The organism is Pseudomonas sp. 2957 (genome assembly GCF_031456345.1).
Lineage (GTDB): Bacteria > Pseudomonadota > Gammaproteobacteria > Pseudomonadales > Pseudomonadaceae > Aquipseudomonas > Aquipseudomonas siliginis.
The window spans coordinates 175,771-201,745 of sequence record NZ_JAVDUL010000008.1 but is presented as its reverse complement, the minus strand read 5'-3'; the positions used below and the strand labels follow the sequence as shown (position 1 = coordinate 201,745).

Annotated in this window: 21 protein-coding genes, 1 other RNA gene and 2 pseudogenes; 8 read left to right on the top strand and 16 right to left on the bottom strand. The window is 60.1% G+C overall.

Features of this window, described 5'->3' with window-relative positions; translation table 11 throughout:
• Positions 1-36: 36 nt before the first annotated feature.
• Positions 37-402 (bottom strand): DUF6124 family protein, encoded by a 366-nt coding sequence (locus tag J2Y39_RS25690; protein ID WP_236169267.1) that lies wholly within the window; start codon positions 400-402, stop codon positions 37-39.
• Between the two features lie 476 nt (positions 403-878).
• Positions 879-1,895 carry an AraC family transcriptional regulator gene (locus J2Y39_RS25685; RefSeq protein WP_310220351.1) on the bottom strand — a complete coding sequence of 339 codons (1,017 nt, stop codon included), beginning with the start codon at positions 1,893-1,895 and terminating at the stop codon, positions 879-881.
• Between the two features lie 188 nt (positions 1,896-2,083).
• Between J2Y39_RS25685 and J2Y39_RS25680 the strand changes: the two genes are divergently transcribed.
• From J2Y39_RS25680 to J2Y39_RS25670, 3 genes are read left to right on the top strand one after another with little or no spacing between them, the layout of a single operon-like run.
• Positions 2,084-3,688 (top strand): FAD-binding oxidoreductase, encoded by a 1,605-nt coding sequence (locus J2Y39_RS25680; protein WP_310220349.1) that lies wholly within the window; start codon positions 2,084-2,086, stop codon positions 3,686-3,688.
• Entirely contained in the window at positions 3,685-5,280 is a 1,596-nt protein-coding gene (locus J2Y39_RS25675; RefSeq protein ID WP_310220347.1) for a glycerol-3-phosphate dehydrogenase/oxidase, read from the top strand. The genes J2Y39_RS25680 and J2Y39_RS25675 overlap by 4 nt, the downstream gene beginning before the upstream one ends.
• Positions 5,277-6,827, top strand: a complete 1,551-nt coding sequence (locus tag J2Y39_RS25670) for an FGGY-family carbohydrate kinase (RefSeq protein ID WP_310220345.1) — start codon at positions 5,277-5,279, stop codon at positions 6,825-6,827. Before J2Y39_RS25675 ends, J2Y39_RS25670 begins: the two co-directional genes overlap by 4 nt.
• Before the next feature lie 879 nt (positions 6,828-7,706).
• Here J2Y39_RS25670 and J2Y39_RS26660 read toward each other — a convergent pair.
• The 12 genes and pseudogenes from J2Y39_RS26660 to J2Y39_RS25615 all read right to left on the bottom strand — a co-directional run.
• A pseudogene (locus J2Y39_RS26660) lies at positions 7,707-8,303 on the bottom strand (methyl-accepting chemotaxis protein); the annotation flags it as partial.
• A gap of 309 nt (positions 8,304-8,612) precedes the next feature.
• Positions 8,613-9,491: pseudogene (locus J2Y39_RS26655) on the bottom strand (methyl-accepting chemotaxis protein); the annotation flags it as partial.
• Between the two features lie 282 nt (positions 9,492-9,773).
• Complete coding sequence (locus J2Y39_RS25660) at positions 9,774-10,361, bottom strand: GNAT family N-acetyltransferase (protein ID WP_310220343.1); 588 nt, start codon at positions 10,359-10,361, stop codon at positions 9,774-9,776.
• A 238-nt stretch (positions 10,362-10,599) separates the two neighbouring features.
• The gene (locus tag J2Y39_RS25655) at positions 10,600-11,448 is read right to left on the bottom strand and encodes a hypothetical protein (protein WP_056782848.1); all 849 of its coding nucleotides are present in this window, start codon (positions 11,446-11,448) and stop codon (positions 10,600-10,602) included.
• 567 nt (positions 11,449-12,015) lie between these two features.
• Positions 12,016-12,404: a transfer-messenger RNA gene (ssrA, locus tag J2Y39_RS25650) on the bottom strand.
• 95 nt (positions 12,405-12,499) lie between these two features.
• The gene (locus J2Y39_RS25645; RefSeq protein ID WP_016771781.1) at positions 12,500-12,775 is read right to left on the bottom strand and encodes a hypothetical protein; all 276 of its coding nucleotides are present in this window, start codon (positions 12,773-12,775) and stop codon (positions 12,500-12,502) included.
• Positions 12,776-12,981: 206 nt separating this feature from the next.
• Positions 12,982-13,263 (bottom strand): hypothetical protein, encoded by a 282-nt coding sequence (locus tag J2Y39_RS25640; RefSeq protein WP_041477921.1) that lies wholly within the window; start codon positions 13,261-13,263, stop codon positions 12,982-12,984.
• Between the two features lie 112 nt (positions 13,264-13,375).
• A complete protein-coding gene (locus tag J2Y39_RS25635) occupies positions 13,376-16,186 on the bottom strand; it encodes an FAD-binding and (Fe-S)-binding domain-containing protein (RefSeq protein ID WP_310220339.1) in 2,811 nt (936 codons plus the stop codon).
• Positions 16,183-16,854: a lactate utilization protein gene (locus J2Y39_RS25630; RefSeq protein WP_310220337.1), complete on the bottom strand. Its 672-nt coding sequence runs from the start codon at positions 16,852-16,854 to the stop codon at positions 16,183-16,185. The genes J2Y39_RS25635 and J2Y39_RS25630 overlap by 4 nt, the downstream gene beginning before the upstream one ends.
• Entirely contained in the window at positions 16,851-18,308 is a 1,458-nt protein-coding gene (locus J2Y39_RS25625; RefSeq protein ID WP_150636049.1) for a LutB/LldF family L-lactate oxidation iron-sulfur protein, read from the bottom strand. The genes J2Y39_RS25630 and J2Y39_RS25625 overlap by 4 nt, the downstream gene beginning before the upstream one ends.
• The gene (locus J2Y39_RS25620; RefSeq protein WP_310220334.1) at positions 18,305-19,129 is read right to left on the bottom strand and encodes a (Fe-S)-binding protein; all 825 of its coding nucleotides are present in this window, start codon (positions 19,127-19,129) and stop codon (positions 18,305-18,307) included. The genes J2Y39_RS25625 and J2Y39_RS25620 overlap by 4 nt, the downstream gene beginning before the upstream one ends.
• A gap of 149 nt (positions 19,130-19,278) precedes the next feature.
• The gene (locus J2Y39_RS25615; protein WP_016771776.1) at positions 19,279-20,973 is read right to left on the bottom strand and encodes a lactate permease LctP family transporter; all 1,695 of its coding nucleotides are present in this window, start codon (positions 20,971-20,973) and stop codon (positions 19,279-19,281) included.
• 263 nt (positions 20,974-21,236) lie between these two features.
• Between J2Y39_RS25615 and J2Y39_RS25610 the strand changes: the two genes are divergently transcribed.
• Complete coding sequence (locus J2Y39_RS25610; RefSeq protein WP_016771775.1) at positions 21,237-22,004, top strand: FCD domain-containing protein; 768 nt, start codon at positions 21,237-21,239, stop codon at positions 22,002-22,004.
• A gap of 117 nt (positions 22,005-22,121) precedes the next feature.
• Here the strand turns inward: J2Y39_RS25610 and smpB are convergent, their stop codons facing one another.
• Entirely contained in the window at positions 22,122-22,604 is a 483-nt protein-coding gene (smpB, locus tag J2Y39_RS25605) for an SsrA-binding protein SmpB (RefSeq protein ID WP_007953781.1), read from the bottom strand.
• A gap of 119 nt (positions 22,605-22,723) precedes the next feature.
• Here smpB and J2Y39_RS25600 point away from each other — a divergent pair, with 119 nt between their 5' ends.
• From J2Y39_RS25600 to J2Y39_RS25590, 3 genes are read left to right on the top strand one after another with little or no spacing between them, the layout of a single operon-like run.
• Entirely contained in the window at positions 22,724-24,127 is a 1,404-nt protein-coding gene (locus J2Y39_RS25600) for a sodium-dependent transporter (RefSeq protein ID WP_016771774.1), read from the top strand.
• A 7-nt stretch (positions 24,128-24,134) separates the two neighbouring features.
• On the top strand, positions 24,135-24,569 hold the full coding sequence (locus tag J2Y39_RS25595; RefSeq protein ID WP_016771773.1) for a type II toxin-antitoxin system RatA family toxin: 435 nt from the start codon (positions 24,135-24,137) through the stop codon (positions 24,567-24,569).
• Entirely contained in the window at positions 24,562-24,876 is a 315-nt protein-coding gene (locus tag J2Y39_RS25590; RefSeq protein WP_150636053.1) for an RnfH family protein, read from the top strand. The genes J2Y39_RS25595 and J2Y39_RS25590 overlap by 8 nt, the downstream gene beginning before the upstream one ends.
• 61 nt (positions 24,877-24,937) lie before the next feature.
• Here J2Y39_RS25590 and J2Y39_RS25585 read toward each other — a convergent pair whose 3' ends face one another.
• Complete coding sequence (locus J2Y39_RS25585; RefSeq protein WP_016771771.1) at positions 24,938-25,465, bottom strand: outer membrane protein assembly factor BamE; 528 nt, start codon at positions 25,463-25,465, stop codon at positions 24,938-24,940.
• 97 nt (positions 25,466-25,562) lie between these two features.
• Between J2Y39_RS25585 and fur the strand changes: the two genes are divergently transcribed.
• A complete protein-coding gene (gene fur, locus J2Y39_RS25580; protein WP_016771770.1) occupies positions 25,563-25,967 on the top strand; it encodes a ferric iron uptake transcriptional regulator in 405 nt (134 codons plus the stop codon).
• Positions 25,968-25,975 lie beyond the last annotated feature (8 nt).

The following is a 25,975-nucleotide window of genomic DNA, read 5'->3' as shown; positions in this document are numbered from 1 at the left end:
CACAAAACCAGCCCACACCAAATTCCTCAAAAACCCTCAATCAGTCGGCACCAACCGATCCAGCACCCGATTCACCGCCATCTCCGCGACCATCACAATCTGCGCAATGCCCTGCAACGTCTTGCGCTGCGAGCCGTTCACCAGCCCCGCCTGATCGTTGAGCATCACCGTCGCCGACCCCAGGGTTTCGCAGGCATCGGCCAGCAGCGATTCGTTGTCGGCCTCGGGATTGGCCATGTACAGCGTGTTGGATTTGTAGGGCGGGGCCATGAATTCGGCGCTGGATGGGCCGAGGTAATGGTCGAGGGCGCGGTCGGCGGCTTCGTGGAATTTCTTCGAGTCGACGGATTCGTAGGGGGATGCCGGGCCGGTGGTTGGCGGGTTTGGGGTTACTTTGAACATATCCAGATCCTCATTTTGGCTGGCCACCGCTTCCCTACTAAAGGAAGTGGAGGCAGCTGTGCGCAGGTTAGTAGACCGGGGATCTGGGAAACCGGCGCGCCCGAGAGCGCCCTGCGCACAGCCACCATAAAGCTCAGGCGAGACCTGACTGTCTGATGAACGATGCACCCCAAATACTCCGGGCTACTAAACCCGATCACTGATAGGCAGTGACGCAATCACAGTAGCGATGAGGTCTGGGGCGCACAAGCCGGCGGATTCTGGCGCAGGCGTAGGCAGCGGCGCAAGGAATTGTGGGTGGTTTCGCTGAATGTCTGGCGGCTTTAAACAGTTGTGCCAAGACGCGTTTAATCGGTGTGGCAAATGACGCCTTCGCGAGCAGGCTCGCTCCCACAAGGGGGCTGCGGTGAACTCGGAAATGCAGGCAACCGAGAACTACTGTGGGAGCGAGCCTGCTCGCGAAGAGGCCATCAGCATCACCGCCGATTCCGCAGCCGAAACTCCCCCGGCGGCATCCCGCGCCAGCTCTTGAACGTGCGATGAAACGAGCGCGGCTCGGTGAAGCCCAGATACTGCGCAATGTCCTGAATCGGCAACGTGCTGTTGAGCAAATAATGCTCGGCCAGTTCCTGACGCAGCTCATCGAGAATCTGCTGATACGACGTCCCGGCCTGCTGCAATTGCCGCTGCAACGTGCGCACCGAGACGCTGAGCTGCTCCGCCACTTGCTCCTTGCGCGGCAAGCCCTCCTTGAGCAAACCGCGCAGGATGTTTTTCACCTGCTGCGCCAGCGACGCATCTTCCAGCGTCGCCAGCAAACCCATCGCGTGTTCTTCCAGGGTTCGCAGCAATTGCGCATCGGCCTGACGCAGCGGCAATTGCAAATACGCCAGCGGCACCACCAGCGCCGAATACGCCTGATCGAATAGCACCGGGCAACCAAAAAACGCCTCGTACTCGGCCAGCGTCACCGCATCCGGCCGCCCATGCTCCAGCCATACGCAGGCCGGCGACAGCTGCGTGTCGGCGATCCAGCGCGCATAGTGCAGCCACGAACCGAGCACATTTTCCACCAGATGCCGACGAATCCGTGGCCGCTGGTAACGGCAGGCCCAGATCAGATGCACGTGCTCGCCCTGCACCTCGGCGCGGCTGACGCCCATGTCGCCGACGAGTTTTTCGAACGGCATGATCCGGCTCATCGCATCGCCCAGCGTCGCGCAATTCATGGTGATGTAACCGAGCACGCTCCACGAATTGGGCAGGACGAAATTCGCCGCATGCAGCCCGAACAACCCATCGCCGGAGTGCTCGCAGAAATAATCCAGCAAGCGCTCGTGAACCTCACCCGGCAGGCGCAAGGTGTTGTCGCTCAACTGCTGCGCCTGCAACCCGGCCGCCGCCAACGCAGGCTCGATGGCCATGCCCAACTGTTCGGCGTGACGCAGGTATTTGAGCAGCGGCGGAACGGAAGTGAAGCCGAGCGATGGCATGGTCGCGGTCCTTTGATCGACGGCGCGTGAGCGAATGAATGCCGCAAGGTAAGTGGATTGCCCGGCGAAAGTAAATGCCCGGACGTTTGGCGCCATTCGCTACAGGTTCTGGCCGGATGCGACCGTGACAGATCTCCAGCGCTGACTAGTATGCAAGCTTGATCCAACGGCAGAAAAAGGACACACGCATGCGACGCTGGAACGGCTGGGGAGAGGCAGGCACGGTGGTCGAACTGCCGGCCCAGGGCGCGACATTTCTCCACGAACGCTTGGGTGCTGGCCGGGCATTGCCCGATGCGACCCTGGCAGCGGCGTTGGCGCAAGTGCCGACCTCGCGTCTGGTGCCTCATCGCTTGTACAGCGTCGATACTCACGATCGCCTGCTGCACGCGCGCGGCCAGAGCCTGCCGGACTGGTTGGCATTACGCGAAGGCGCGCTGGGCACGTATCCCGATGCCGTGGCGTTTCCCGAAACCGCCGAGCAGATCCGCCAATTGCTGGCGCTCGCCCATGATCAGGATCTGTGCCTGATTCCCTACGGCGGCGGCACGTCGGTGGCCGGGCACATCAATCCGCCAAACTCCGCGCGTCCGGTGCTGACGGTGTCGCTGGCGCGAATGAATCGACTGACCGACCTCGACGAACAGAGCCTGCTGGCGACGTTCGGCCCCGGCGCCAGCGGGCCGCAAGTCGAAAGCCAATTGCGCGCGCGCGGCTACACGCTGGGACATTTCCCGCAGTCGTGGGAGCTGTCGACGCTGGGCGGTTGGGTGGCCAGTCGTTCCAGCGGCCAGCAGTCGTTGCGCTACGGGCGGATCGAGCAATTGTTCGCTGGCGGCACCCTGGAAACGTTCGCCGGGCCTTTGCAGATTCCGACATTCCCGGCGTCGGCCGCCGGCCCGGATCTGCGTGAAGTGGTGCTCGGTTGCGAAGGCCGCTTCGGGATCATTTCCGAAGTCAAAGTGCGAGTCAGCGCGTTGCCGGCGGACGAGCGTTTCTACGGCGTGTTTCTGCCCGATTGGCCGCACGCGCTGCAAGCAATCCGGCAACTGGCGCAGGCGCGCGTACCGCTGTCGATGCTGCGTCTGTCCAACGCGGTGGAAACCGAAACGCAACTGGCGCTGGCCGGCCATCCGCAACAGATCGCCTGGCTGGAGAAGTACCTCAAGCTGCGCGGCGCCGGCGACGGCAAATGCCTGCTGACCTTCGGTGTCACCGGCAATCGCCAGCAAAACGCACTGTCGCTGAAACACGCGCGCCAGCATCTGAAAGCCTTCGGCGGCGTGTTCACCGGCACCCTGCTGGGCAAGAAGTGGGCGCAGAACCGCTTCCGCTTTCCCTACCTGCGCGAGAACCTGTGGAACGCCGGTTACGTGGTCGACACCCTCGAAACCGCCACCGACTGGAGCAACGTCGACCACTTGCTCAGCCTCATCGAAAATAGCCTGCGCGACGCCTTGGCCGCCGAGGGCGAGCGCGTGCATGTGTTCACTCATCTCTCGCACGTTTACGGCGAAGGCTCGAGCATTTACACCACTTACGTTTTTCGCCCGGCAGCGGACTATGCGGCGACGCTGGCGCGCTGGCGGATGCTCAAACACGCGGCCAGCCAGACCATCGTCGACAACCACGGCACCATCAGTCATCAGCACGGTGTCGGCAAGGATCACGCGCCGTATCTGCTGCGCGAAAAAGGCCCGCTGGCGCTGCAGACGTTGCAGGCGTTGAGCGAACATTTCGACCCGGAAAGGCGCCTCAATCCCGGCACGTTATTGCCAGAGTCGCGGCCATGACGGCGGAATGGAACGCGCAATGGCGCGAGCAGATGCTACCGACGCTGGCGGATGAAACCTGGGACCTGATCGTCATCGGCGGCGGCATCAGCGGCGCCGGGATCGTCCGCGAAGCGGCGCGCCGGGGCTGGCGTTGTCTGCTGCTGGAGCAGCGCGATTTTGCCTGGGGCACCTCCAGCCGATCATCGAAAATGGTCCACGGCGGTTTGCGTTACATCGCCAAGGGCCAGTGGCGCCTGACCCGCGATTCGGTGCGCGAGCGCCAGCGTTTGCTTGATGAAGCGCCGGGGCTGGTCGAGCCGATGAGTTTCATGATGCCGCACTATCGCGGCGGCTTTCCCGGGCCGCGCGTCATGGGCGGCTTGCTCTCGGTGTACGACGCGCTGGCGGGGCGGCGCAACCATGCTTTTCATGACGCCCAGCAACTGCGTTTTCTCGCCCCGGGGGTTAAGGAAAACGGCCTGCTCGGCGGCAGCTGTTTTGTCGATGCCCTGACCGATGATGCGCGGCTGGTGATGCGCGTACTGCGCGAGGCCCGGGCCGATGGCGCGGTGGTGCTCAATGGTGTGCGCGTCACGCAACTGCTGCGTGAAGGCGGGCGGGTGTGCGGGGTTCAGATCGAAGATGGCGAGGGCGGCGCGACGCTGCAATTGCGCTCCGCTGTGTTGGCTGTGGCCACAGGCGCGTGGGCTGAGCGCTTGCGTCCCGCTGACGCTGCGAAGCAATTGCGCCCGTTGCGCGGCAGCCATCTGTTACTGCCGGGCTGGCGCTTGCCGGTGGCGCAGGCGTTCACTTTTTTGCATCAGCGTGATCGGCGCCCGGTGTTTGTGTTTCCGTGGGAAGGCGCGACGGTGGTCGGCACCACGGACCTCGATCACCGCGAAGATCTCGACCACAGCGCGCGCATTTCCAGCGACGAATTCGACTATCTGCTCGCCGCGTGCCAGCAGCAATTTCCCAGCGCCGAAATTGGTGTCGACGACGTGCTCTCGACCTGGTCAGGCGTGCGTCCGGTGGTCGGCAGCGCGACGGGTGCGCAGCAGGGCAAACCGTCTAACGAGACCCGCGAACATGTGCTGTGGCAGGAGCCGGGTTGCGTGACTTTGGCCGGCGGCAAACTGACCACATTTCGCCCGCAAGCGCTCGAAGTGCTCAAGGCTTGTGCGGCGATGCTTGGGCGTTCTTTTGTCGATGACGGCGCGCCGGTGTTCGCCGCTGTGCCGCCGCTGACGATTGCGGGACTGAGCGGCAATCAATGGCGACGCTTAGCCGGGCGTCACGGTCGAGACCTGCCGAGGCTGGCGCAATTGCTCGGCGAACTCGGTCTGGAAACGGTTGGCGCCACCGATACTTTGTGGGCAGAGCTGGCGTTTGCCTGCGAGGCGGAAATGGTTGTGCACCTGGATGATTTGCTGCTGCGTCGCACCCGTTTGGGCCTGTTGCTGCCGCGCGGTGGCGAGGATTTTTTCCCGGCGATCCGCACGCTGTGCCAGCCACGATTGGCCTGGGACGATGAGCGCTGGCAGGCGGAAATCCAGCGCTACCGTTTGCTGTGGCTGCGCGATCACGGCTTGCCGGAGATCACGCCATGAAATACCTACTGGCGATCGACAACGGCACCCAGAGCGTGCGCGCGCTGCTCTTCGATCTGCAGGGCAATCTGCTCGGCAAAGGCAAAGTCGACTTGCAGGCGTACTACTCGACGCAACCCGGTTGGGCCGAGCAGGATCCGGAATATTACTGGGCGAAACTCGGCGAGGCCTGCCAGCAACTCTGGCAGCAGACCGGCATCGACCGTGCGCAGATTGCCGGCGTGTCCCTGACTACCCAGCGCGGCACAGTGATCAACGTGGACGCCAAGGGCAAACCGCTGCGCCCGGCAATTGTCTGGCTCGATCAACGTCAGGCTGAGGTCGAGGGCAGCATCAAAGGGCCGTGGGGCTGGCTGTTCAAACTGGTCGGCGCCCAAGCGACGGTGGATTATTTTCGCGCCCAGGCCGAGGCCAACTGGATCGCCCGGCATCAGCCCGATGTGTGGGCGGCGACTGACAAGTTTTTGCTGCTCTCGGGTTTTCTCACCCATCGCTTGTGCGGGCGCTTCGTCGATTCGGTCGGCTGTTGCGTCGGCTATCTGCCCTTCGACTTCAAACGGCTGGGATGGGCGGCGCCGCGCGACTGGAAATGGCAGGCACTGGCGGTGCGCCCGGAGCAGTTGCCGAGCCTGCACAAACCCGGCGAAACCCTCGGCTACATCAGCGCCGAAGCCGCCCGGCACACCGGCATTCCCGAAGGCCTGCCGCTGATCGCGGCGGGCGCGGACAAGGCCTGCGAAGTGATCGGCTCCGGCGTGGTCGACGCACGCACCGTGTGCCTGTCTTACGGCACCACCGCGACGATCACCAGCACCCGCTCGCGCTACCTGGAAATCGTCCCGCTGATCCCGCCGTACCCCTCGGCCGTGCCCGATCAGTACAACTGCGAAGTGATGATCTATCGCGGCTACTGGATGGTCAGTTGGTTCAAGAATCAGTTCGGCCTGCGCGAGATGCAACAGGCGAAAGCGCAGGGCATCGAACCGGAGCAACTGTTCGACGCACTGGTCGACGAAGTGCCGTCGGGCTCGATGGGCCTGATGCTGCAACCCTACTGGTCACCGGGCATCCGCGAACCGGGCGTTGAGGCCAAAGGCGCGATGATCGGCTTCGGCGACGTACACACCCGCGCGCACATCTACCGGGCCATTCTCGAAGGCCTGGCCTACGCGCTGCGCCAGGGCATGGAGAACATCGAGCGACGCTCAAAAGTCTCGATCAAACGGCTGCGCGTCGCCGGCGGCGGCTCACAAAGCGACGCCGCCATGCAACTGACCGCCAACATCTTCGGCCTGCCGGCAGAACGCCCGCATGTGTATGAAGCGTCCGGGTTGGGGGCGGCGATATGCTGCGCGGTGGGGTTGGGACTGCACAAGGATTTCCCATCGGCCATTGCGGCGATGACTCGGGTTGGAGCGGTCTTTAACCCACAACCCGAGGCGCAGAGGATCTATGAGCAGTTGTACAGAGAGGTGTATTTGCGCATGTATCGCCAGCTCAAACCGCTGTACCAAAGCATCCGCAAAATCACCGGGTATCCCGAATAGTCCCGACACCATAGACCCCTGTGGCAGCGAGCCTGCTCGCGAAGGCGGAGTGTCAGTCAATGATGATTCGCCTGACCCACCGCTTTCGCGAGCAGGCTCGCTCCCACAGGGATTTTGCTGTGCGCTCAAAATCCGGTGAGTCACACAAATCCAAATGTGGGAGCGAGCCTGCTCGCGAAGGCGCAGCGTCAAGCAATGTTGATTTGATTGACCCACCGCCATCGCGGGCAAGCCCGCTCCAACAGGGGTATTGCGGTGTGCTCAAAATCCAGCGACCCACACAAATCCAATGTGGGAGCGAGCCTGCTCGCGAAGGCGCAGCGTCAGGCAATGTTGATTTGACTGACCCACCGCCTTCGCGGGCAGGCTCGCTCCCACAGGGATTTTGCTGTGTGCTCAAAATCCAGCAACCCACACAAATCCAATGTGGATCGAGCCTGCTCGCGAAGGCGGAGTGTCAGGCACTGTTGATTTGGTTGACCCACCGCCATCGCGGGCAAGCCCGCTCCCACAGGGATTTTCGGTGAGCTCAAAATCCTGTGACCCACACAAATCCAAATGTGGGAGCGAGCCTGCTCGCGAAGGCGCAGTGTCAGGCAACTTTGATTTGATTGACCCACCGCCTTCGCGGGCAAGCCCGCTCCCACAAGGGATCTGCGGTGTGCTCAAATCCTGTGACCCACATAAATCCAAATGTGGGAGCGAGCCTGCTCGCGAAGACGGAGTGTCAGGCACTGTTAATTTGGCTGATCCACCGATTTCGCGTTCAAGCCCGCTCCCACAGTTATCGAGATGAACACATCAACAGTGCTCGACCACGAAAACCTGTGGGAGCGGGCTTGCCCGCGATTCGATTTCAGCTTCAGCGCAAAACCAAAATCAAACGCGGAAGTGGCTGACCATCTGCTGCAACTGACCACCCAACCGCGCGAGCTCAACACTCGACGCTGCCGTCTCATCACTCGCCGCTGCGGTCTGTTCGGACACGTCGCGGACGTTGATGATGCTGCGGCTGATCTCTTCGGCCACGGCGCTTTGCTGTTCAGCCGCCGCAGCGATCTGCTGGTTCATCGACTGGATGTTCGACACCGTGCGGGTGATGTTTTCCAGCGAGGCGCCGGCCTTGCGCGTCAGGGCGACGCTGCTGTCGGTTAGCGCGCGGCTGTTGTTCATCACTGCAGAAACCTGCTGGGTGCCGTTCTGCAGACCGGCGACCAGACCTTCGATTTCCTCAGTCGACTTCTGCGTACGCTGAGCCAAACCGCGCACCTCATCGGCAACCACGGCAAACCCACGCCCGGCTTCACCGGCACGTGCCGCTTCAATCGCGGCGTTGAGCGCGAGCAGGTTGGTCTGTTCGGCGACAGCCTTGATCACGTCCATGACGCTGCCGATCTTGTCGCTTTCCTGTTGCAGCACGCTCATCGCTTCGGTCGAGCGCACCACTTCGCTGGCCAGACGCTCGATCTGCGCGATGGCCTCATTCACAACCTTGTCGCCTTCACGGGCTTCGCCATCCGCCGCGGCGGCAGCTTGCGACGCTTCCTCGGCATTGCGCGCAACTTCCTGCACGGTGGCAGTCATTTCGTGCATGGCCGTGGCGACCTGATCGGTCTCGACTTTCTGGCTGTTCACACCGGCGCTGGTCTGCTCGGTTACGGCCGACAACTCTTCAGCGGCGCTGGCGATCTGCGTGACGCCGTCGCGGATGCCACTGATCAAATCACGCAGGGTCACGCCCATGCGCGCAATGCCTTGCTGCAACACGCCGAGTTCGTCGCGACGGGTGACGGTGACGTTTTGGGTCAGGTCGCCGCTGGCGATGCGCTCGACCACGGCCAGGGTTTCCTGCAACGGACGGGTGATCTGACGGGTGATGATCACCGCCGCAATCACGCCAACCAGCAGCGCCAGCAACGTACTGATCAACTGGAAGGTGCGCGCCTGGGCACTTTCGGCGTCACGGCGATCGAGCTGAATCTGGTACAGCTGCTCGCTCAGGGCGACGATGGTGGTGCCCTGATCGGTCATTTCCTTACGCGCCTGCACGGCCTCGGTGTTGGCGTTCTTGTACGCCATCAACGCGCTGCGATAGCTGCTCAGCGCGGTTTCCAATTGGCGCAGGGCATCCTGCTGAGTCGCGGCAAATTGCGCATTCAGTGGTTTGAGGCTGGCGATGGCCGCGTCGATCTGGCCGACGGCTTTCTGCTCGGTCTCGGCGTTGCTGGTCGCGGTGTAACCACGCACTTCATAGCGCGCGAGGATGAAGGCTTCCTTCGCGGCAGTAACCGCCTGGAACTGCTCGAAACGCTGGTCGCTCAACTCCAACTGCTGCACACGCTGGCTGATCGATTCGATCAGGTTGTAGGCGTTCTGGGCGTTGACGCTCATGGTGTCGCGCGCACTGTTGCCGGTGCGATAGGCGTTGCGCATTTTGTTCAGCGAGGTCTGGTATTCAGCGATGGTCGCGGCCTGCTGCTTGAGCAGCTTGACGTTCTCCGGACTCTTGAACTTGCTGATCAACGCCTGCTGCTGAGCGGCGAAACTTTCCAGGGTGGTCTGCACATTCTGCGCGGCGGTTTCGTCGCCGTTGGTCAGCATGTATTGCAGGCGCACCACGCGCAATTTAGTCAGGCCAGCGTTGAGCTGGGTGATATCGCTCATCCAGTTGCTGCGGTCGATCAGGCCGCCGAGGCTGGTCCAGCCGGTCAGCGCCAGAACGCAGGTCAGGGCCAGCACCAGGCCGAAGCCCAGGCCGAGTTTCATGTTCACGCTGATGTTACCGAACCAGCTATTCATGCAAATCCTCCAGAAACGTTGGGTTTCTTGGTCGTCAGTTAAGCTGGAAGATTGTTGTTCTTTTGAGCCAGCAGGGGTGTTAGCAGGTCTGTATCGGCCGCAAACCCGAGAGCTGAAAGGATTTTTGTCGGACAGATTTCGCGCAACTCAACCCAGGCGCCGCGACCAGCGCTGATCCGGCGCCTCGAACCCCGGATTGACCAGCGCCGTCAGCACATGATCCTGCCAACGCCCGGCGATATTCAGATACGCCTTCGCATACCCCTCGCGCTCAAAACCCAAGCGCTCAAGCAAACGCGCACTGCGCTCATTGCCCGGAATGTAATTGGCCATGATCCGATGCAGATTCTGCACATCGAACATATAACTAATCCCCGCCTCCAGCCCCTCCTGCATCAAACCCAGCCCCTGATGCGCCTCATCGATGTGATAACCCAAATAACACGCCTGAAACGCCCCACGAATAATCCCGCTGAAATTGCACGCACCGATCATCTGCTTACCATCCGGCGACAGCAGCGCGAAATGCATGGCTAACCCGGCTTCGAAAGCACTGGCCTGGATCTCCAAGCGACGGCGGATGTTGGCGGTGGAGAAGTAGTCGGTGGTGCGGATGGGCGACCACGGCGCCAGGTGGCGGAGGTTGCGCTGGTAGAACGCGCTTTCGAGCTCGGCTTGATCGGGAGAGAGGATCGCCAGCGTCAGGCGCGGGCAGGGCAGGGATAACAGCGGCATCGAGCGCTCCTTGGCGAGGGATCTGCAGGCAGAGTCGCGCATATGGTGGGGAGCGGCAAGATATGGAGAAGCCGAGGCGAAAAAAAGCCCGCTAGGAGCGCGGGCGAACCGTAGTTTCTTGAATGAGCGGGGGGATTTTATGGGATTGGTCGGGTGGGCGTGGTGAAGAAAAGTTCATCTCGCTTCTGCCGACCGGGTTGATGTCCCGACAGTCGATCTCCAGCGCACGATGAAAATATCAGCGCCCATACAGCACCGTGTTCATCAACGCATTGACCTGATTTGGCATCGTGTGGATGAACCAGTCGAAAGCAAGACCCGAGGTAAGCAGGTACGCGAGAACCAGCAGGATAGGCATGAAGATGATGTTTTTGCGCAGATTGGCGTACTTGCGGGTTTTTCTGGAAAGCCAAGGTTCGTGAGTACCGTTGTTATTGGCATGTGCACCCGCAACGATGAAGTAGGTTGAAAAAAGCATCATCCGAAGGCTGGTATAGATAAACAGCAGTACGCCTATCAGGTGTAGCAAGAACCAGTGCATGTCCAGCAAGACGAAATATTTTTTTATTCCCGTCAGGCCCTGCTCATTGATGATCTGCTGGCTGTACTGAAAGTTTTGCGGCGCTAGGGTGGGCATAAAAGCTTCGTCGGTGACATACGTCGCGGCCACGCAAAATGCCAAGCAAAACAACAGCGCAACGATCCACTTAATGCCCGCGAAGAAGCCTCGGTAAAGGCTATGCAAGGTGCCGCCAGCCCATAGTGAAATGGTGAATAGCGTGATCCAGGAAAGCAGGTTGAGTATCTCGGCCCGGAAAAACACATAAATCAGCCCGGCAATCACCATCATCATGAAGATGACTGGAGTCATATCCTGGCTTGTGCTGGCGGCGTTCACGCCCAGCGGTGGATTGACCACCGTGTTGAAGGTCAGGTTTACCGAATGGCCCGGCTGATTGGTGGATTGTGGAGAATCGCCTTTCAGTACCCGATCCAGAATGGCTCCCAGAATCAGGCCGAGGATGGTGAAGAACGCCGATATGTAGATATCGACTTCCTTGGATTGGATTGTTTCGATGAAGCTCATGGTTTATTGCCTTCCTTGTGCAGGTTGAGTTTCCACATGCGAACCGGTTTTCTCTGCGAGGCGTCCAGCCAGCCGCGGAATGGTAAGGGGATGGCTGTGGTTTTGCTATCACACAAGCGCAATCGTCTTACAGCCAAATTGGTTTCGTTTAATTGGAGAGTGAGCCGAATCGGTGCCGCCCCAGCGTCCTTTTGTACAACGTCGAACATTCACAGCCACCGGCAGGCTTGAGAATGTGAAGGAAATGGGCGGCCATTCGACTAACCCCAGATGCGACAAAGCCCGCACTGGGCGGGCTTTGTCGTTGAGAGTTGGTGGGTCTTTGTCCTTGGGCTTGGCGGCTTTGATTTTTAGGTCTGAAAGGCGTGTGGCTCGGGCTCCCATGGGTACTCCAACGCTGTTTGTGTATTCCAAAATTTACCAGTCACGGGCTTGGAATACGCCTTGGAATACAGTTCAAAATGGATCTGCCTGAAGCGCTGTGGAGCTCAATGGCCCTGAAACCCCCGTATTTACTGGATTTCAGGCACAAAAAAAGACGTCCGTGGACGTCTTTAGATGATTATTTGGTGGAGCCGGGGGGATTTGAACCCCCGTCCGCCAGTACTCCGCTGTCGGTACTACATGCGTAGCCGTGTCTATTAAGTTAACCCTCAGCGACCCGACGGGCAGGGTGCTTTGGGCGAGTTGTGTAAGTTTTAGCCGCTTCGTCCACAACGTACTGCACGGCGATTCTGTTCTATATGACAATCATTTCGGGTTTACAGACATCCCCTGATGATTGCTGGACCCGAAGGTACCAGGAGCATTGTCAGCTGCAATTAAGCAGCGAGAGCAACACCGTATTGGTCGTCATTGGCAACTATAAGTAGTTGCAACAGTGGATTTACGACTTCTGTTACCAAGTCGGCATGCACCTAGAGTTTCGCAACCGGCGTCGAATCCTAAACGGCCCCGAACTCATTGCCCGGTGAATCTGTTCGGGCAACAAGCGTGCACAGTGTACGTCAAAACGCTTGGCAGGCCAACCCGAAGGTTGGCCTGCGGGACATCAGTTACGCGTCGGGTTACGGATCTGCATCTTGCTGATGATGCCGTTGGTAACCTCGATGCATTCCTTGTCGTTGCCGGACGCCTGGGCCGCAGTGGCTTTTTCCTGTGCTTCCTTGATGTTATTCATGGAGCTTTCAGGAAGGGACGGCTGGCTGGTGACGAAATCTTTGATGCTTTGAAGATTCCCGGCGCAGAGGTCTTTGTCCGCCGCGAACACCGGCGAGGCCAGAAGTGCACCAGTGATAAACAATCCAGCAATTGCAGAATGCTTCATGGGTATCTCCTTGAACGATGGGGGCTCGGTGCTGCCGGACGGTTTGGCCGCGATGCCGAGGTCAAGACAAGCGAGGTCAGTATAGGACCTGTCTGGTTGACCGCTTCGCTGCGCAGGAATTCGGTTTTATTTGCAACGAATGTCAAAAGGCCAGATCGGTCGGCCAGGTGCCGATGCAGCCGACCTGTAAAAGGTCGGCGCATGAATCATTTTTTGGTGTCACCGGTAGCGTTTTGAATGTCCAGCAGGGTTTGCTGTGTTTCAGCGAGGCAGTCGTCAATCTTGCCTTGTGCTTTCAGGGCGCGGGCTTTGCTGACACTGGCCGATACGCGCGCATTCAGGTCTGTCGACGTCAGGTATTGGGATTTTGCGCTATCGATTCTCTGCAGATTGGCATCGCATAAATCGCCAGGTTTTTCAGCGGCGAACGAAGTGGACGCCATCATCGAGGCAGTGACAAACAGACCTAACATTACAGAGCGGTTCATGTGTATCTCCTTGAACTGAGGGTTCAGACTTCGCTGACCGTTGAACAGGCCCCGAATGGTCCGGGGCATGTGCAGTGGACTACCGCCTCGCTCAAGGGTTCTGATTTTTTCCTCAGCAGGCTTTCGCCCGTGTCACCCGATCCACCAGATAAACCAGCCCGTGGTAGTCGATGCCACCGTGCTGGGTCAGGCCGATTTCACACGTGCGGCTGGTGGAAATGCCCTCGCTGCAGTGCTGCACGGCGTCCTTGAGCGTACGCAGCGAATGGCTGTTCAGCTTCGGTGTGGTGAAGCCTTTGTCGCCGGCAAATCCGCAGCAATGTATGCCTTCGGGAATCACCACGGTGTTGCTGCATTTGCGCGTCAGATCGATCAGCGCCTGGCTTTCGCCCAAGTGCTGAGTGCTGCAGGTCACGTGGACGGCAATCGGCGCTTCCTGGGGTGTGAAGTCCAGACGATCCAGCAGATGCGTACGGATGAAGCGCACCGGATCGTACAGATCCAGTCGTGTTTCGCCGATGTCCTGAACCAGGCGCAACGTACACGGGCTGGTGTCGCAATAGATTGGATCGAGGCCGCCGCGACTGGCGTGGAGCAGGGCGCTGATCAGTTCCTGGCGTTTGTGCTCGGCCTGCTCGGCGTAGCCTTTGGAGGCGAATGGCTGGCCGCAGCAGAGGTTGTCCTGATTGTCGGGAAAGACTACCTGGTAACCGGCCTTTTCCAGCAAGCCACGGGTTTTGTCGTACAGCGACATCTGCTCTTTGTCACCCGCCGCCGGGCCCATGACCCGCGACACGCAAGCTGCCAGATAAACCACGCGCGGGCGCTCGTCCGCCACGCTCGGGCTGAAGCGAATGGCTTTTTCCGGTTGTGGCATGGCGTTGGTCCACAACGGCACCTGGCCTTTGGACAGGCGCGTCAGCGTTGCCGACAACTTTGCCAGACGCGGTGCACCGAGCATCATTCGCGCACCGTTGGCGACGTGCAGGGTGAAGCGCGCGCCTTGCAGGGTCTTGGCGAAATTTCCTTCGATCCAGTCAGCGGTTTTCTGATGCGTGGCGTGTCGGCCACGGAGTTTTTTCACCAGCTCGCCGGTGTTGATGCCTACGGGGCAGCGCTGCGCACACAGGCCGGTCGCGGCGCAGGTGTCGATGCCTTGGTAGTCGTAGGCTTTTTCCAGGTCGGTGGTGTCGACGCCGGCGCGCTTTTTCGCCTGGATATCGCGCCAGATCACGATGCGCTGGCGCGGGCTCAGGGTCAGGCCTTTCGATGGGCAGACCGGTTCGCAGAAACCGCACTCGATGCACTTGTCCACAATCTCGTCCGCCGCCGGCAGCGGTTTCAGGTGCTTGAGATGGATCTGCGGATCTTCGCTGAGCACCACGTCCGGATTGAGAATGCCGTTGGGGTCGAGCAGGCGTTTAAGCTGCCACATCAGTTGATAGGCGTCGCTGCCCCATTCCAGCTCCACGAACGGCGCCATGTTGCGGCCGGTGCCGTGTTCGGCCTTCAGCGAGCCGCCGAATTCTACGGCGACCAGTTGCGCGACGTCGTCCATGAATGCTTGGTAGCGTGCGATTTCTTCCGGGCTGTTGAAGCCTTGGTTGAAGACGAAGTGCAGATTGCCTTCCAGTGCGTGTCCGAAAAGGATCGCTTCGTCGTAGGCATGTTTGTCGAACAGCTCGATCAGGCGATTGACGCCGATCGCCAGTTGTTCGACCGGGAAGGTCACGTCTTCGATGATTACCGTGGTGCCGGTTTTGCGCACGGCGCCGACGGCGGGGAAGGTGTCTTTGCGGATGGCCCAGAGGCGGGCGTTTTCCACCGGGTCTTCAGTGAAGTCGACCTGCTTCTCGACGGGGAAATCGCGCAGGGACGCCATGATTTGCGCCAGTTGTTCCTGCAGCAATGTTGACGAAGCCGCCCGAGATTCGATGAGCAGCGCGCAGGCATTTTCCGACAGCAGCTGTACGAAAGCGGGCATGCCTTTTTTGTCCTGCACCGAGCGCAGACTGCGTCGGTCGAGCAGTTCCACGGCGGATACCGGTTGGCTTTTCAGCACCGTCACCGCGTTGCAGCAGGTTTCTACATCGGGGAACACGATCAGCGCCGAGGCCTTGTTCGGGTGATCGATGACGGTGTCGTAAGTCACCGCGCTGATGAAGCCGAGTGTGCCTTCGGAGCCGACCAGCAGGTGGCTCAGGATATCCACAGGCTCGTCGAAATCCACCAGGGCGTTGAGCGACAGGCCGGTGGTATTTTTCAGACGGTATTTGTGGCGGATTCTTGCGGCCAGTTCGGTGTTGGCGCGGGTCTCGCGGCCCAATGTCGCCAAGCGTTCGAGCAGGTCGCCGTGGCTGGAGCGAAATGCCGCGACGCTGGCTGGATCTTCGGTATCGAGGCGCGTGCCGTCGGCCAGCACCAGCCGAATTCCGGCCAAGGTGTGATAGGTATTCTGCGCGGTGCCACAGCACATGCCGCTGGCGTTGTTGGCGACGATGCCGCCGATCTTGCAGGCATTGATCGACGCCGGGTCCGGGCCGATCTTGCGTCCGAACGGCGCCAGCCAGGCGTTGGCCTGCGCGCCGATCACGCCCGGTTGCAGGCGGATCTGCGTGCCTTGGCCGCGAATCTCGCGGGCGTTCCAGTTATCCCCAAGCACGATCAGCACCGAGTCGCTGATCGCCTGCCCGGACAGGCTGGTGCCGGCAGCGCGGAAGGTCACCGGCACCTTGTCGCGCTGGGCCAGTTGCAGCAGCGCCACGACTTCGTCTTCAGACTCGACGCGGATCACCAGTTTCGGGATCAGTCGATAGAAACTGGCGTCGGTGCCAAAGGCCAGGGTCGACAGCGGATCGTCGAAGCGCCGGTCTGCTGGAATCAGTCGCTCGGCATCACGCAGGAAAGCAGCAGGAAGACTCATTGATCCTCCAGAATCAGCACGACCAGATCTTTCGGGCCATGCGCACCATACGCCAGCACCTGTTCAATATCGGCAGTCTTCGACGGGCCGGACACCAGCAGCGCGTTGGTCGGCATGCCTTGCGCCCATTCGAACTCCTGTTGCACCTGATAGAAGTTGTCGCGGATTTCGCTGGCCTTGAGCAGGGCGAAATGCACCGGCGGCACCAGACTCATCAAGCGCGGTTCCTCACGGGTTGGCCAGATAATCAGGCTCCCGGTCGCGGCGATGGCACCGAGGGTGCCAGTGAGGCTGGCCGGGGTGTCGTTGAACAGCTCGGCTTTCCACTCTTCCATTGGCCGGTCGTAGGACTTCAGTTCTGGCAGCTCGGGATTGTTCGCCCAGTGCTGTGCGATGCGTTGCCCGTGCGGTGTGGTCGGTGCGATCAGCAGGCTCGGCAATTGGCGGTCGCGCAGCAGTTGTGCCAGTAATGCCGGCCACTCCGCGCCCGAGGTCAGGTGGATTTCGGTGTGCACCGCCTCCATCAGTTTGCGCAGTTGCGGGATGCGTTGCTCGGCGCTGTAGGTGTAGGGCTCGGTGACCAGATCGACGTCGAAGTTGTCGGCGATTGGCGTGGTGCCGGTCAGACTTTTCCGCAGCTTGCCGAGGATATTTTGCTTGGCGCTCATCGATGCTCTCCCTGTTTGGCCAGATGCTCGCGGGCCATGTCATGCAACGAACGCGCGGCCGGTTTTGGCGCGCTGTGGTTTTGCGTCCATGGGCCGACATTGCTCGGCGTAAGGGCACGCAGGCGCGTGGCGAAAAAAGCGAACAAGCGGTACAGCGTCGGTGAGCTGTTGAGTCTGGCCCAGGCGTTCCAGATGAAACGTTCCTTGCGCGAATACTTGCTGCCTTGGCCGCGCATCACCTGATTCGGTGCGTCCGGGGCTTTGACGTTTTCCTCGCGCAGACGGCGCAGGATGGCGGGGATCGGAATCTTCACCGGGCAGACTTCACCGCAGGCGCCGCACAGTGAGGACGCGCTCGGGTGGTCCGGGACCTTGGCCAGGCCGACCATGTGCGGGGTGATGATTTTGCCAATCGGCCCCGGGTACACCTCGCCATAAGTGTGGCCGCCGACGCGGGTGTAAACCGGGCAATGATTCATGCAGGCGCCGCAGCGGATGCAGTTCAGGGTCTGGCGCAATTCACTGTCGGCGAAGGCCTGGCTGCGACCGTTGTCGAGCAGGACCAGATGCACTTCCTGCGGGCCATCGAGTTCGTGTTCCTTGCGCGGGCCGGAGATCATGTTGACGTAAGTGGTGATCGGAATGCCCAGCGCCGAGCGCGTCAGCAATGACAGCAGCGGCACCACGTCGCGCAGGTTTTCCACGACTTTTTCGATGCCGGTAACGGCGATATGCACCGGGGGAACGGTGGTGGTCATGCGCCCGTTGCCTTCGTTTTCCACCAGCAGCAGGGTGCCGGTTTCGGCCACGGCGAAGTTGACGCCGGAGACGCCGATGTCGGCTTCGAAGAATTTCTGCCGCAGGACCCTGCGACCGATCTGAATGAGTTGGTCAACGTCCTTGGTGTATTCCACGCCAAGTTTGTCGTGGAACAAGGACGCGACCTGACCGGCATTCTTGTGGATCGCCGGCATAATGATGTGTGAAGGCTTCTCGTGGTCGAGCTGGACGATGTACTCCCCCATGTCGGACTCCAGACATTCAATGTCCCGAGCCTCGAGGAAATGGTTCATCTCCATCTCTTCGCTGACCATCGATTTGCCCTTGATCACTTGCCGCGCCTCGTGAGCGCGGATGATCGATAAGACGATGCCATTGGCCTCGTCCACCGTTTCCGCCCAGTGCACTGTCACACCGTTGCGGGTCAGGTTCTGTTCCAGTTGCTCGAGCAGGTCGGGCAACTTGGACAGCGCGCGGGCCTTGATCGAATTGCCCAGTGCGCGCAAGTGTTCTCTTTCGTGGGCATCGCTGAAAGCCGCTGCCCGCTTGGTCATCAGTGAATCCATGGCAGTGCGGAAGTTGTTCCGCAGCTGCTGATCACCCAGGGCGTTGTGTGCCCGGGTGCGGAAATCTTCTTCTACGGCGACCGTAGGAATAATCGTCGAGGTGCTCATTGCGCACCTCCGGTTCGCTGCCAGAGGAAGCTCGCCAGATGTTGCCCGCGCAACGCCTCCTGCTGTTTCTCCAGCGCGCCGTTGATGTTCATCAAACAGCCGCAGTCGGCACTCAGTACCTTGTGTGCGCCGGATTCTTTCAACGCACGGGTCTTGTCAGCCACCATCGCGCCGGAAATGTCTGGCATACGGACGCTGAATGTCCCACCGAAGCCACAGCATTCGCTTTCGTGGTCGTGATTGACCCGCTCCACATTGCTCAACTGCGCCAACAACTCGCGGCCGTGCAGGTGGGTGTTCATTTCGCGGCGTGCCGAACACGAGGTGTGCAGCGCGACTTTCACCGGTTCGCCGCTGTCCTTGAGCTGCACCTTGCAGACGAACAGCAGAAACTCGGCCAGCTCATAAGTGCGAGCCGCAAGGGCCTGCACCTGGTTCAACGTCTCCGGCTCGTCCTTGAACAAGTCGGCGTAATGCTCGCGCAGCATGCCGGCGCAGGAACCCGAGGGCACTACCACCGGATAATCCCCGGCAAACAGCGCCAGTTGCGAGCGCGCTACCGTCCGCGCCTGCTCGGTGTAACCCGAGGTGTAGGCCGGTTGGCCGCAGCAACTCTGGCCTTGCGGATACTCGACCCGGATCCCTTCACGCTCCAGCAGATGGATCGCGTCCATCCCGGCTTCGGGGTAGAACAGGTCGACCACACACGTGCCGAACAGGTAGACCCGCGACGGTTTCTCGCTGGGGTATTGCCGAGGTTCGGGCAGTGGCGGTGCCACGCGGGTCGCGTTCGGCACAGCGTTGTAAAAAAGCTCGCTCATCAGGCGTGTCTCCGGGTAGGCCCGGTTATCCGTCTGCTGCGGCTGCCGAATATAAAGCGCATTGCTTTCAGCAGCCTTACAGACCCGGTGGTGAATTGCTGACGCCGGATCACGGGCCGGCGTCGGTTATTTCCGTCTTTCTTGTAGGTTTAGTGCACCAGCATGCCGGTGAACCAGTAGGCCTGAGCCAAGGTGATCAAACCGACAATCGTTGCAAAGAATAGGCTGTGCTTGAGGGTGAAGCGGAACAGATCCGATTCCTTGCCGACCAGACCGGTCGCGGCGCAGGCCACGGCGATCGATTGCGGCGAGATCATCTTGCCGGTCACGCCGCCGCTGGTATTGGCCGCCACCAGCAAGGTGTCGTTGACGCCGATCTGGTGGGCGGTGGTCGCTTGCAACGAACTGAACAGCGCGTTCGACGACGTATCCGAACCGGTGAGGAACACGCCCAGCCAACCGAGGAATGGCGAGAAGAACGGAAACGCCGCACCAGTACCCGCCAGCACCAGGGCCATGGTCGAGGACATGCCGGAGTAGTTGGTGACGAAGGCGAACGCCAGCACCATGCCGATCGACAGGATCGGCCAGCGCAGCTCATAGAAGGTTTCTTTCAAAGTGGTCAGACCAGTTTTGAAATTGATCTTCAGCACCAGCATCGAAATCAGCGCGGAGAAGAAAATCGCCGTTCCGGTGGCGGAAATCGGGTCGAGTTTGAACACCGCTGGAATGGCAGTCGGATTGGCCACGATTGGCGCAGTCTTGATCACCAGTTGATCAAGGTGCGGAATCGCGAAGTTGAACACCCAGCTGTACATCGAGCCGCCGGCAGCGAACATCGCTTTGAAAGGCTTCAGCGTCCAGATCGTCACCAGCACAGTGAGGATCAGGAACGGCGACCACGCCTTGAAAATTTCCCCGAGGCTGTAGGGCGAAGCGACGGTGGTGCGCTTCTGGCCGAAACCGCCGACGCTGGCGCTGACCACCGAAGCAGACACGGCGCCAACGATGTGCTGGCCGGCGGCGCGACGTGGTTGCCAGACCTTGAGGAACAGGGTCAGGGAAATCAGGCTGGCCAGTGCCGAGGTGATGTCCGGCAGTTCCGGGCCGATGAAGTTGGAGGTGAAGTATTGGGTGATGGCGAAACTCAAGCCTGCCACCAGCGCGGCTGGCCAGGTTTCGCGCACACCGCGCAGGCCGTCCATCATGAACACCAGCCAGAACGGCACGAACAGCGACAGCAGTGGCAGCTGGCGACCGGTCATGGCGCCGATCTTGAAGGCGTCGATGCCAGTGACCTGGCCCGCCACGATGATCGGAATCCCCAGCGCGCCGAACGCCACCGGAGCGGTGTTGGCGATCAGGCACAGGCCGGCGGCGTACAGCGGATTGAAGCCCAGTCCTACAAGGAGTGCGGCAGTAATCGCGACCGGCGCGCCGAAACCGGCAGCACCTTCCAGAAAGGCGCCGAAGCAGAAACCGATCAGCAACACCTGCAAGCGCTGGTCATCGGTAATCGACAGAACCGAGCTGCGGATGACCTCGAACTGACCGCTCTTCACTGTCAGCTTGTAGAGGAACACTGCCGCGACAATGATCCAGGCAATCGGCCACAGACCGTAAGCGAAACCATAACCAGCGGCGGCGAACGCCATGTCCACTGGCATCTGGAAGGCGAAAATCGCCACGGCAATCGAAAGCGCGAGGGTGATGCTGCCGGCCACATGGCCTTTGAGACGGAACACCGCCAGGGCGAGAAAGAAGAACACGATGGGAATGACGGCCGCGAGAGCGGAGACGCCAAGACTGCCGAGCGGACTGTAGAGCTGTTGCCAGGTTTGCATGGTGGGGTGGCCCCTAATTGTTGTTGGTCAGGCACTGTGAGCAATCTTGGGTAATTGGTAAGACCAATTTACAAGCGCTGTTGGCTAGGGTAAAAGCCTTGGTGGCGGTGTGTCAATTTGCCGCTCTGAAACTTTCGTCGAAGATGCGGTGCAGAGGGCAACTGATCCGCTTTGGCGAAGTGGCGTCTGGCAGGTGTCGGCGGCGCGCGGATAGGCCAGAATAGACACCCCGGCGAGCGGTCGGGATCGTGGAGAAATGAGTTATGGGCTTTGATCAGATACGTCAGCGCCGTTTGTCTGACGATATTGTCGAGCGCCTCGAGGGGATGATCCTTGAGGGCACGCTGAAGTCGGGCGAACGTCTGCCGGCCGAGCGCACGCTGGCCGAACAATTTGGCGTATCACGCCCGTCGTTGCGCGAGGCGATTCAGAAACTCGCGGCCAAAGGCTTGTTGGTCAGTCGCCAGGGCGGCGGCAATTATGTGGTGGAGGGCCTGGGTTCGACGTTCAGCGATCCGCTGTTGCAATTGCTTGAAAGTAATCCCGAAGCGCAACGTGATTTGCTCGAATTCCGCCACACCCTGGAGGCATCGTGCGCCTACTACGCCGCACTGCGCGCCACCGATGTCGATCGCGAGCGCCTGACCGCTGCGTTCGAAGAGCTGCAGGATTGCTACTCGCGCCATGAAGAAGTCAGCCGGGCGGAAGAGGGCGCGGCGGATGCGAAGTTTCATCTGGCGATTGCCGAGGCCAGCCATAACGCGGTGTTGCTGCATACGATTCGCGGACTGTTCGATCTGCTCAAACGCAACGTCGTGACCAACATCGGCGGCATGTACAAGCAGCGTACGGAAACCCGCGACATGCTGATCTCGCAGCACCGGGAATTGTATCTGGCGATTATCGAAGGGCGTGCCGAGCAGGCGCGAGAAGTGTCCAGCCGACATATTTTGTATGTGCAGGAAGTGCTGGAAGAGGTGCGTCAGGAGGTGCAGCGCATGGCTCGGGCGGAGCGGCGCAAGGGGATGTGATCAGGTGTGTTTGTGTTGATGCTGAAATAGCTTTCGCGAGCAGGCTCGCTCCCACCTTTGAAATGCATTCCAAGGTAGGAGCGAGCCTGCTCGCGAATTGGCGCTAAAGGAGGAAGATCAGTCTTCCTTGCCCTTGTTGCGCACCGCACGCTGCAATTCACGACCGGCATCGCGCTCGCGCTCGGTATCACGCTTGTCGTATTCCTTCTTGCCCTTGCCCAGAGCGATCTCGCACTTGACCATGTGCTTGCTCCAGTACCAGGACAGGCAGACGCAGGCGTAACCCTTCTGCTGCACGGCGGCGGCGAGCTTGTCCAGCTCGCGGCGGTTGAGCAGTAGTTTGCGCGTGCGCACCGGGTCGGCGATGACGTGAGTGCTCGCGGTCATCAACGGCGTGATGTGGCTGCCGAGCAACCATGCTTCGCCGTCCTTGAGCAGCACATAGCTGTCGACCAGCTGCAACTTGCTCGCCCGCAGACTTTTTACTTCCCAGCCGGCCAGGACCAGACCAGCCTCGAACTTGTGCTCGATGAAGTAATCGTGTCGCGCCTTTTTGTTCTGCGCGATGGTCCCTGTTGGGTGTTTCTTCTGTTTAGCCATAGGGGCGGCATTATATGGAGTTGTTCGGCTGTCGGCTACGGTGTTGCTGCGTGCTTGAGCAGGTTGAGTGAATCCCGGACAATGCGGCCTCTTTTTCTAACGCTTGGGCGTGATAAACGATGTCGACAGACAAGGTTTCTGTCCACGGCAGTTGGGCTAGCCGCTGGGTATTCATACTCGCCGCGACCGGTTCGGCCGTGGGACTGGGTAGTATCTGGAAGTTCCCCTACATGGTCGGGGTCTACGGCGGCGGCGCCTTTGTGCTGATGTTCCTGGCGTGCATCGCGCTTATCGGTGTCCCGGTCATGCTCGCGGAAACCCTGATCGGCCGGCGCGCCCGGCAAAGTCCGGCGAATGCCCTGAAGGTGCTGGCACTGGAAGCCGGGCACTCGGCGAAATGGTCGTGGGGCGCGTTCGCCGGGATGATCACGGCCCTGCTGATTCTGTCTTTCTACAGTGTGGTCGGCGGCTGGTCGCTGGATTACATCGTCGACATGGGCCGTGGCGATTTCCAGGGCGCGACGGCCGATCAGGTCGGCGCCTATTTCGGCAATGTCATCTCCAATCCATGGCGCCTGACACTTTGGCACACGATTTTCATGCTGCTGTCGGCCTTCGTGATCGCCAAAGGCGTGGTCGCCGGGCTTGAACGCAGCCTGCGAATCATGATGCCGCTGCTGTTCGTGATGATTCTGGTGCTGCTGGGCTACAGCATGACCACCGGGCATTTCATGGAAGGCGTGCATTTCATGTTCGACTTCCACCCGGAAAAAGTCCTCGACGGTCTGCTGCCAGCGATGGGGCACGCGTTCTTCTCGCTGAGCGTCGGCGTCGGCTCCATCATGATCTACGGCGCCTACATGCCGAAGAACACCTCGCTGTCGGGCACGGTGGTCGGTGTTGCGCTGTTGGATACCTTCGTGTCGCTGGTCGCTGGTCTGGCGTTGTTTCCAATTGTATTTGCTGCTGGCCTGAACCCAAGCGAAGGCCCGGGGCTGATGTTCGTCAGCCTGCCATTTGCTTTTGGTAATGTCTTTTTCGGCCAGTTGATGGGCGTGGTGTTCTTCGTGCTGGTCGCGGTGGCTGCCTGGAGTTCGGCTATTTCGCTGCTCGAGCCGATGGTGGCTTACCTGGTTGAACGCACTAAAATCAGCCGCATCTGGGTAACTTTCTGGCTGGCATTCACCTGCTGGTTTGTTGGTCTGGGCACCGTGTTTTCTTTCAATATCTGGAAGGAAGCCAAGTTTTTCGTGAACGAAGGCGGGGCGTTCAGCCTCTATCAATGGGGTGCGCAGAGCGGGCTCGACTTCTTCGGCGTGATCGATTTCTTCACCTCGCGGATCATGTTGCCCCTCGGTGGCTTGTGTTTCGTGCTGTTCGCGGGATGGGTGATGGGGCGTGAAGCGGTGCGGGATGAATTGTCCATCCGTAACCCGGTTCTGTTTGCTCTGTCCCTGTTCTTGATGCGCTACGTGGCGCCTATCGGCATTCTTGTAGTCTTTGCCGCTCAGCTCTGGAAGTAACGCTTACATGACGACACATATCCAACGATCCGCGCTCCTGCCGTACCCGGCGCAATTTCTCTACGACCTGGTCAACGACGTCGCTCGTTACCCGGAGTTTCTGCCGTGGTGCTCGGAGGCTGAAGTGCTGGAAAGCTCCCCGGAACACATGCGCGCCAGTGTCGGCGTGGCCAAGGGTGGCCTCAGTCAGCATTTCGTCACGCGCAATACGCTGGTGCCGGGGCAGTCGATCGAGATGAATCTTGAGGAAGGCCCGTTCACTCAGTTGCACGGCATCTGGGTATTCAAGGCGCTGAACGAAAAGGCCTGCAAGATCAGTCTGGATCTGTCGTTCGATTATGCCGGGCCGCTGGTGCGCGCAACTCTGGGGCCGTTGTTCAATCAGGCGGCCAATCAGTTGGTGGATGCTTTCTGCCAGCGCGCCAAGCAGATGCATGGTTGAGCCGGTGATCGAGATAGAAGTCGTGTACGCAGCGGTTGATCGCCAGGTTATGCGTGCGATCAGCGTGGCTGAAGGCGTTAGCATTCGGGCTGCGGTGCACGCATCGGGCATCGCGGCCGAGTTTCCTGAGCTGAATCTGGCGCAGTGCCCGCTGGGGATTTTTGGCAAGGTCGTGGCTGACGCGGATTCTCGCCCTGTTCAGGCGGGCGACCGGATCGAAATATATCGACCGCTGCTGGCTGATCCCAAAGAAGTTCGACGTTTGCGTGCGGCCAAGGCTGCCGAGGCCAAAGCACGCAATTCTTGATCAGGCCAAACGGCAGGCAATAAAAAACCCGGAATGTCCGGGTTTTTTATTGCCTCGCCTATTACTGCGGCGAGGTGTCCAGCGGCTCTGGTGTCGGAACCGGTACGGTTTCTACACCATCGACGTCCTTCTGGATCTGATCCAGCAAGGAGCCTGGTTTGGCTGGCTTCTCGGCTTCTGGCTTGTCGGCGTTTTCAGCAGGCGCGGTCACGGTAGTACCGCTGTCCTTGCCGAGAATGGCTTCATCACGGCTCACGCCGGGCATGAAGTCACCGGACAGGCTGACAAGCTGGTCGTTGGAGTTGAAGATAACGCTGATTCGTTCCTGCTGGCGTTCACCGCCACCCGGTTGCAGGCTGTACAGATAATCCCAGCGATCGGCATGGAACGTGTCGGCAAGCAGAGGGTTGCCCATGATAAACCGTACTTGCGGCCGGGTCATTCCCGGGCGTAACTGGTCTATCATGTCCTGCGTGACGACATTGCCCTGCTGGATGTCGATTTTGTAAACCCCGGGGAATGAACAACCGGCGAGTGCGAGCAGTCCCACAAAGGTGAAACTGGTTAGCAAGAGCTTGGTGTTTTGCATCGGTGGGCGACTTCCACTATCTTGGCTGGGACAACGTAAACGCCGATCATACCCGCATTAAGAGAAGCTGCGAAGCAGCATCGCGAGAAAGCTGACCATGGTTGAAAATAGCGAACTACGCAAAGCCGGCCTCAAAGTGACCCTGCCACGGGTCAAGATCCTGCAAATGCTCGACTCTACCGAGCAGCGCCACATGAGTGCCGAGGACGTCTACAAGGCGTTGATGGAAGCTGGTGAGGACGTTGGTCTGGCCACGGTTTACCGTGTTCTGACCCAGTTCGAAGCGGCCGGCCTCGTGGTCCGCCACAACTTCGACGGCGGCCACGCGGTCTTCGAACTGGCTGACGGTGGCCACCACGACCATATGGTCAACGTGGAATCGGGTGAAGTGATCGAATTCTTCGACGAAGAAATCGAAAAACTTCAGAAATCGATCGTCGAGAAGCATGGCTTCGAGATGGTTGATCACAACCTGGTGCTGTACGTACGCAAGAAAAAGTAAGCATGTCG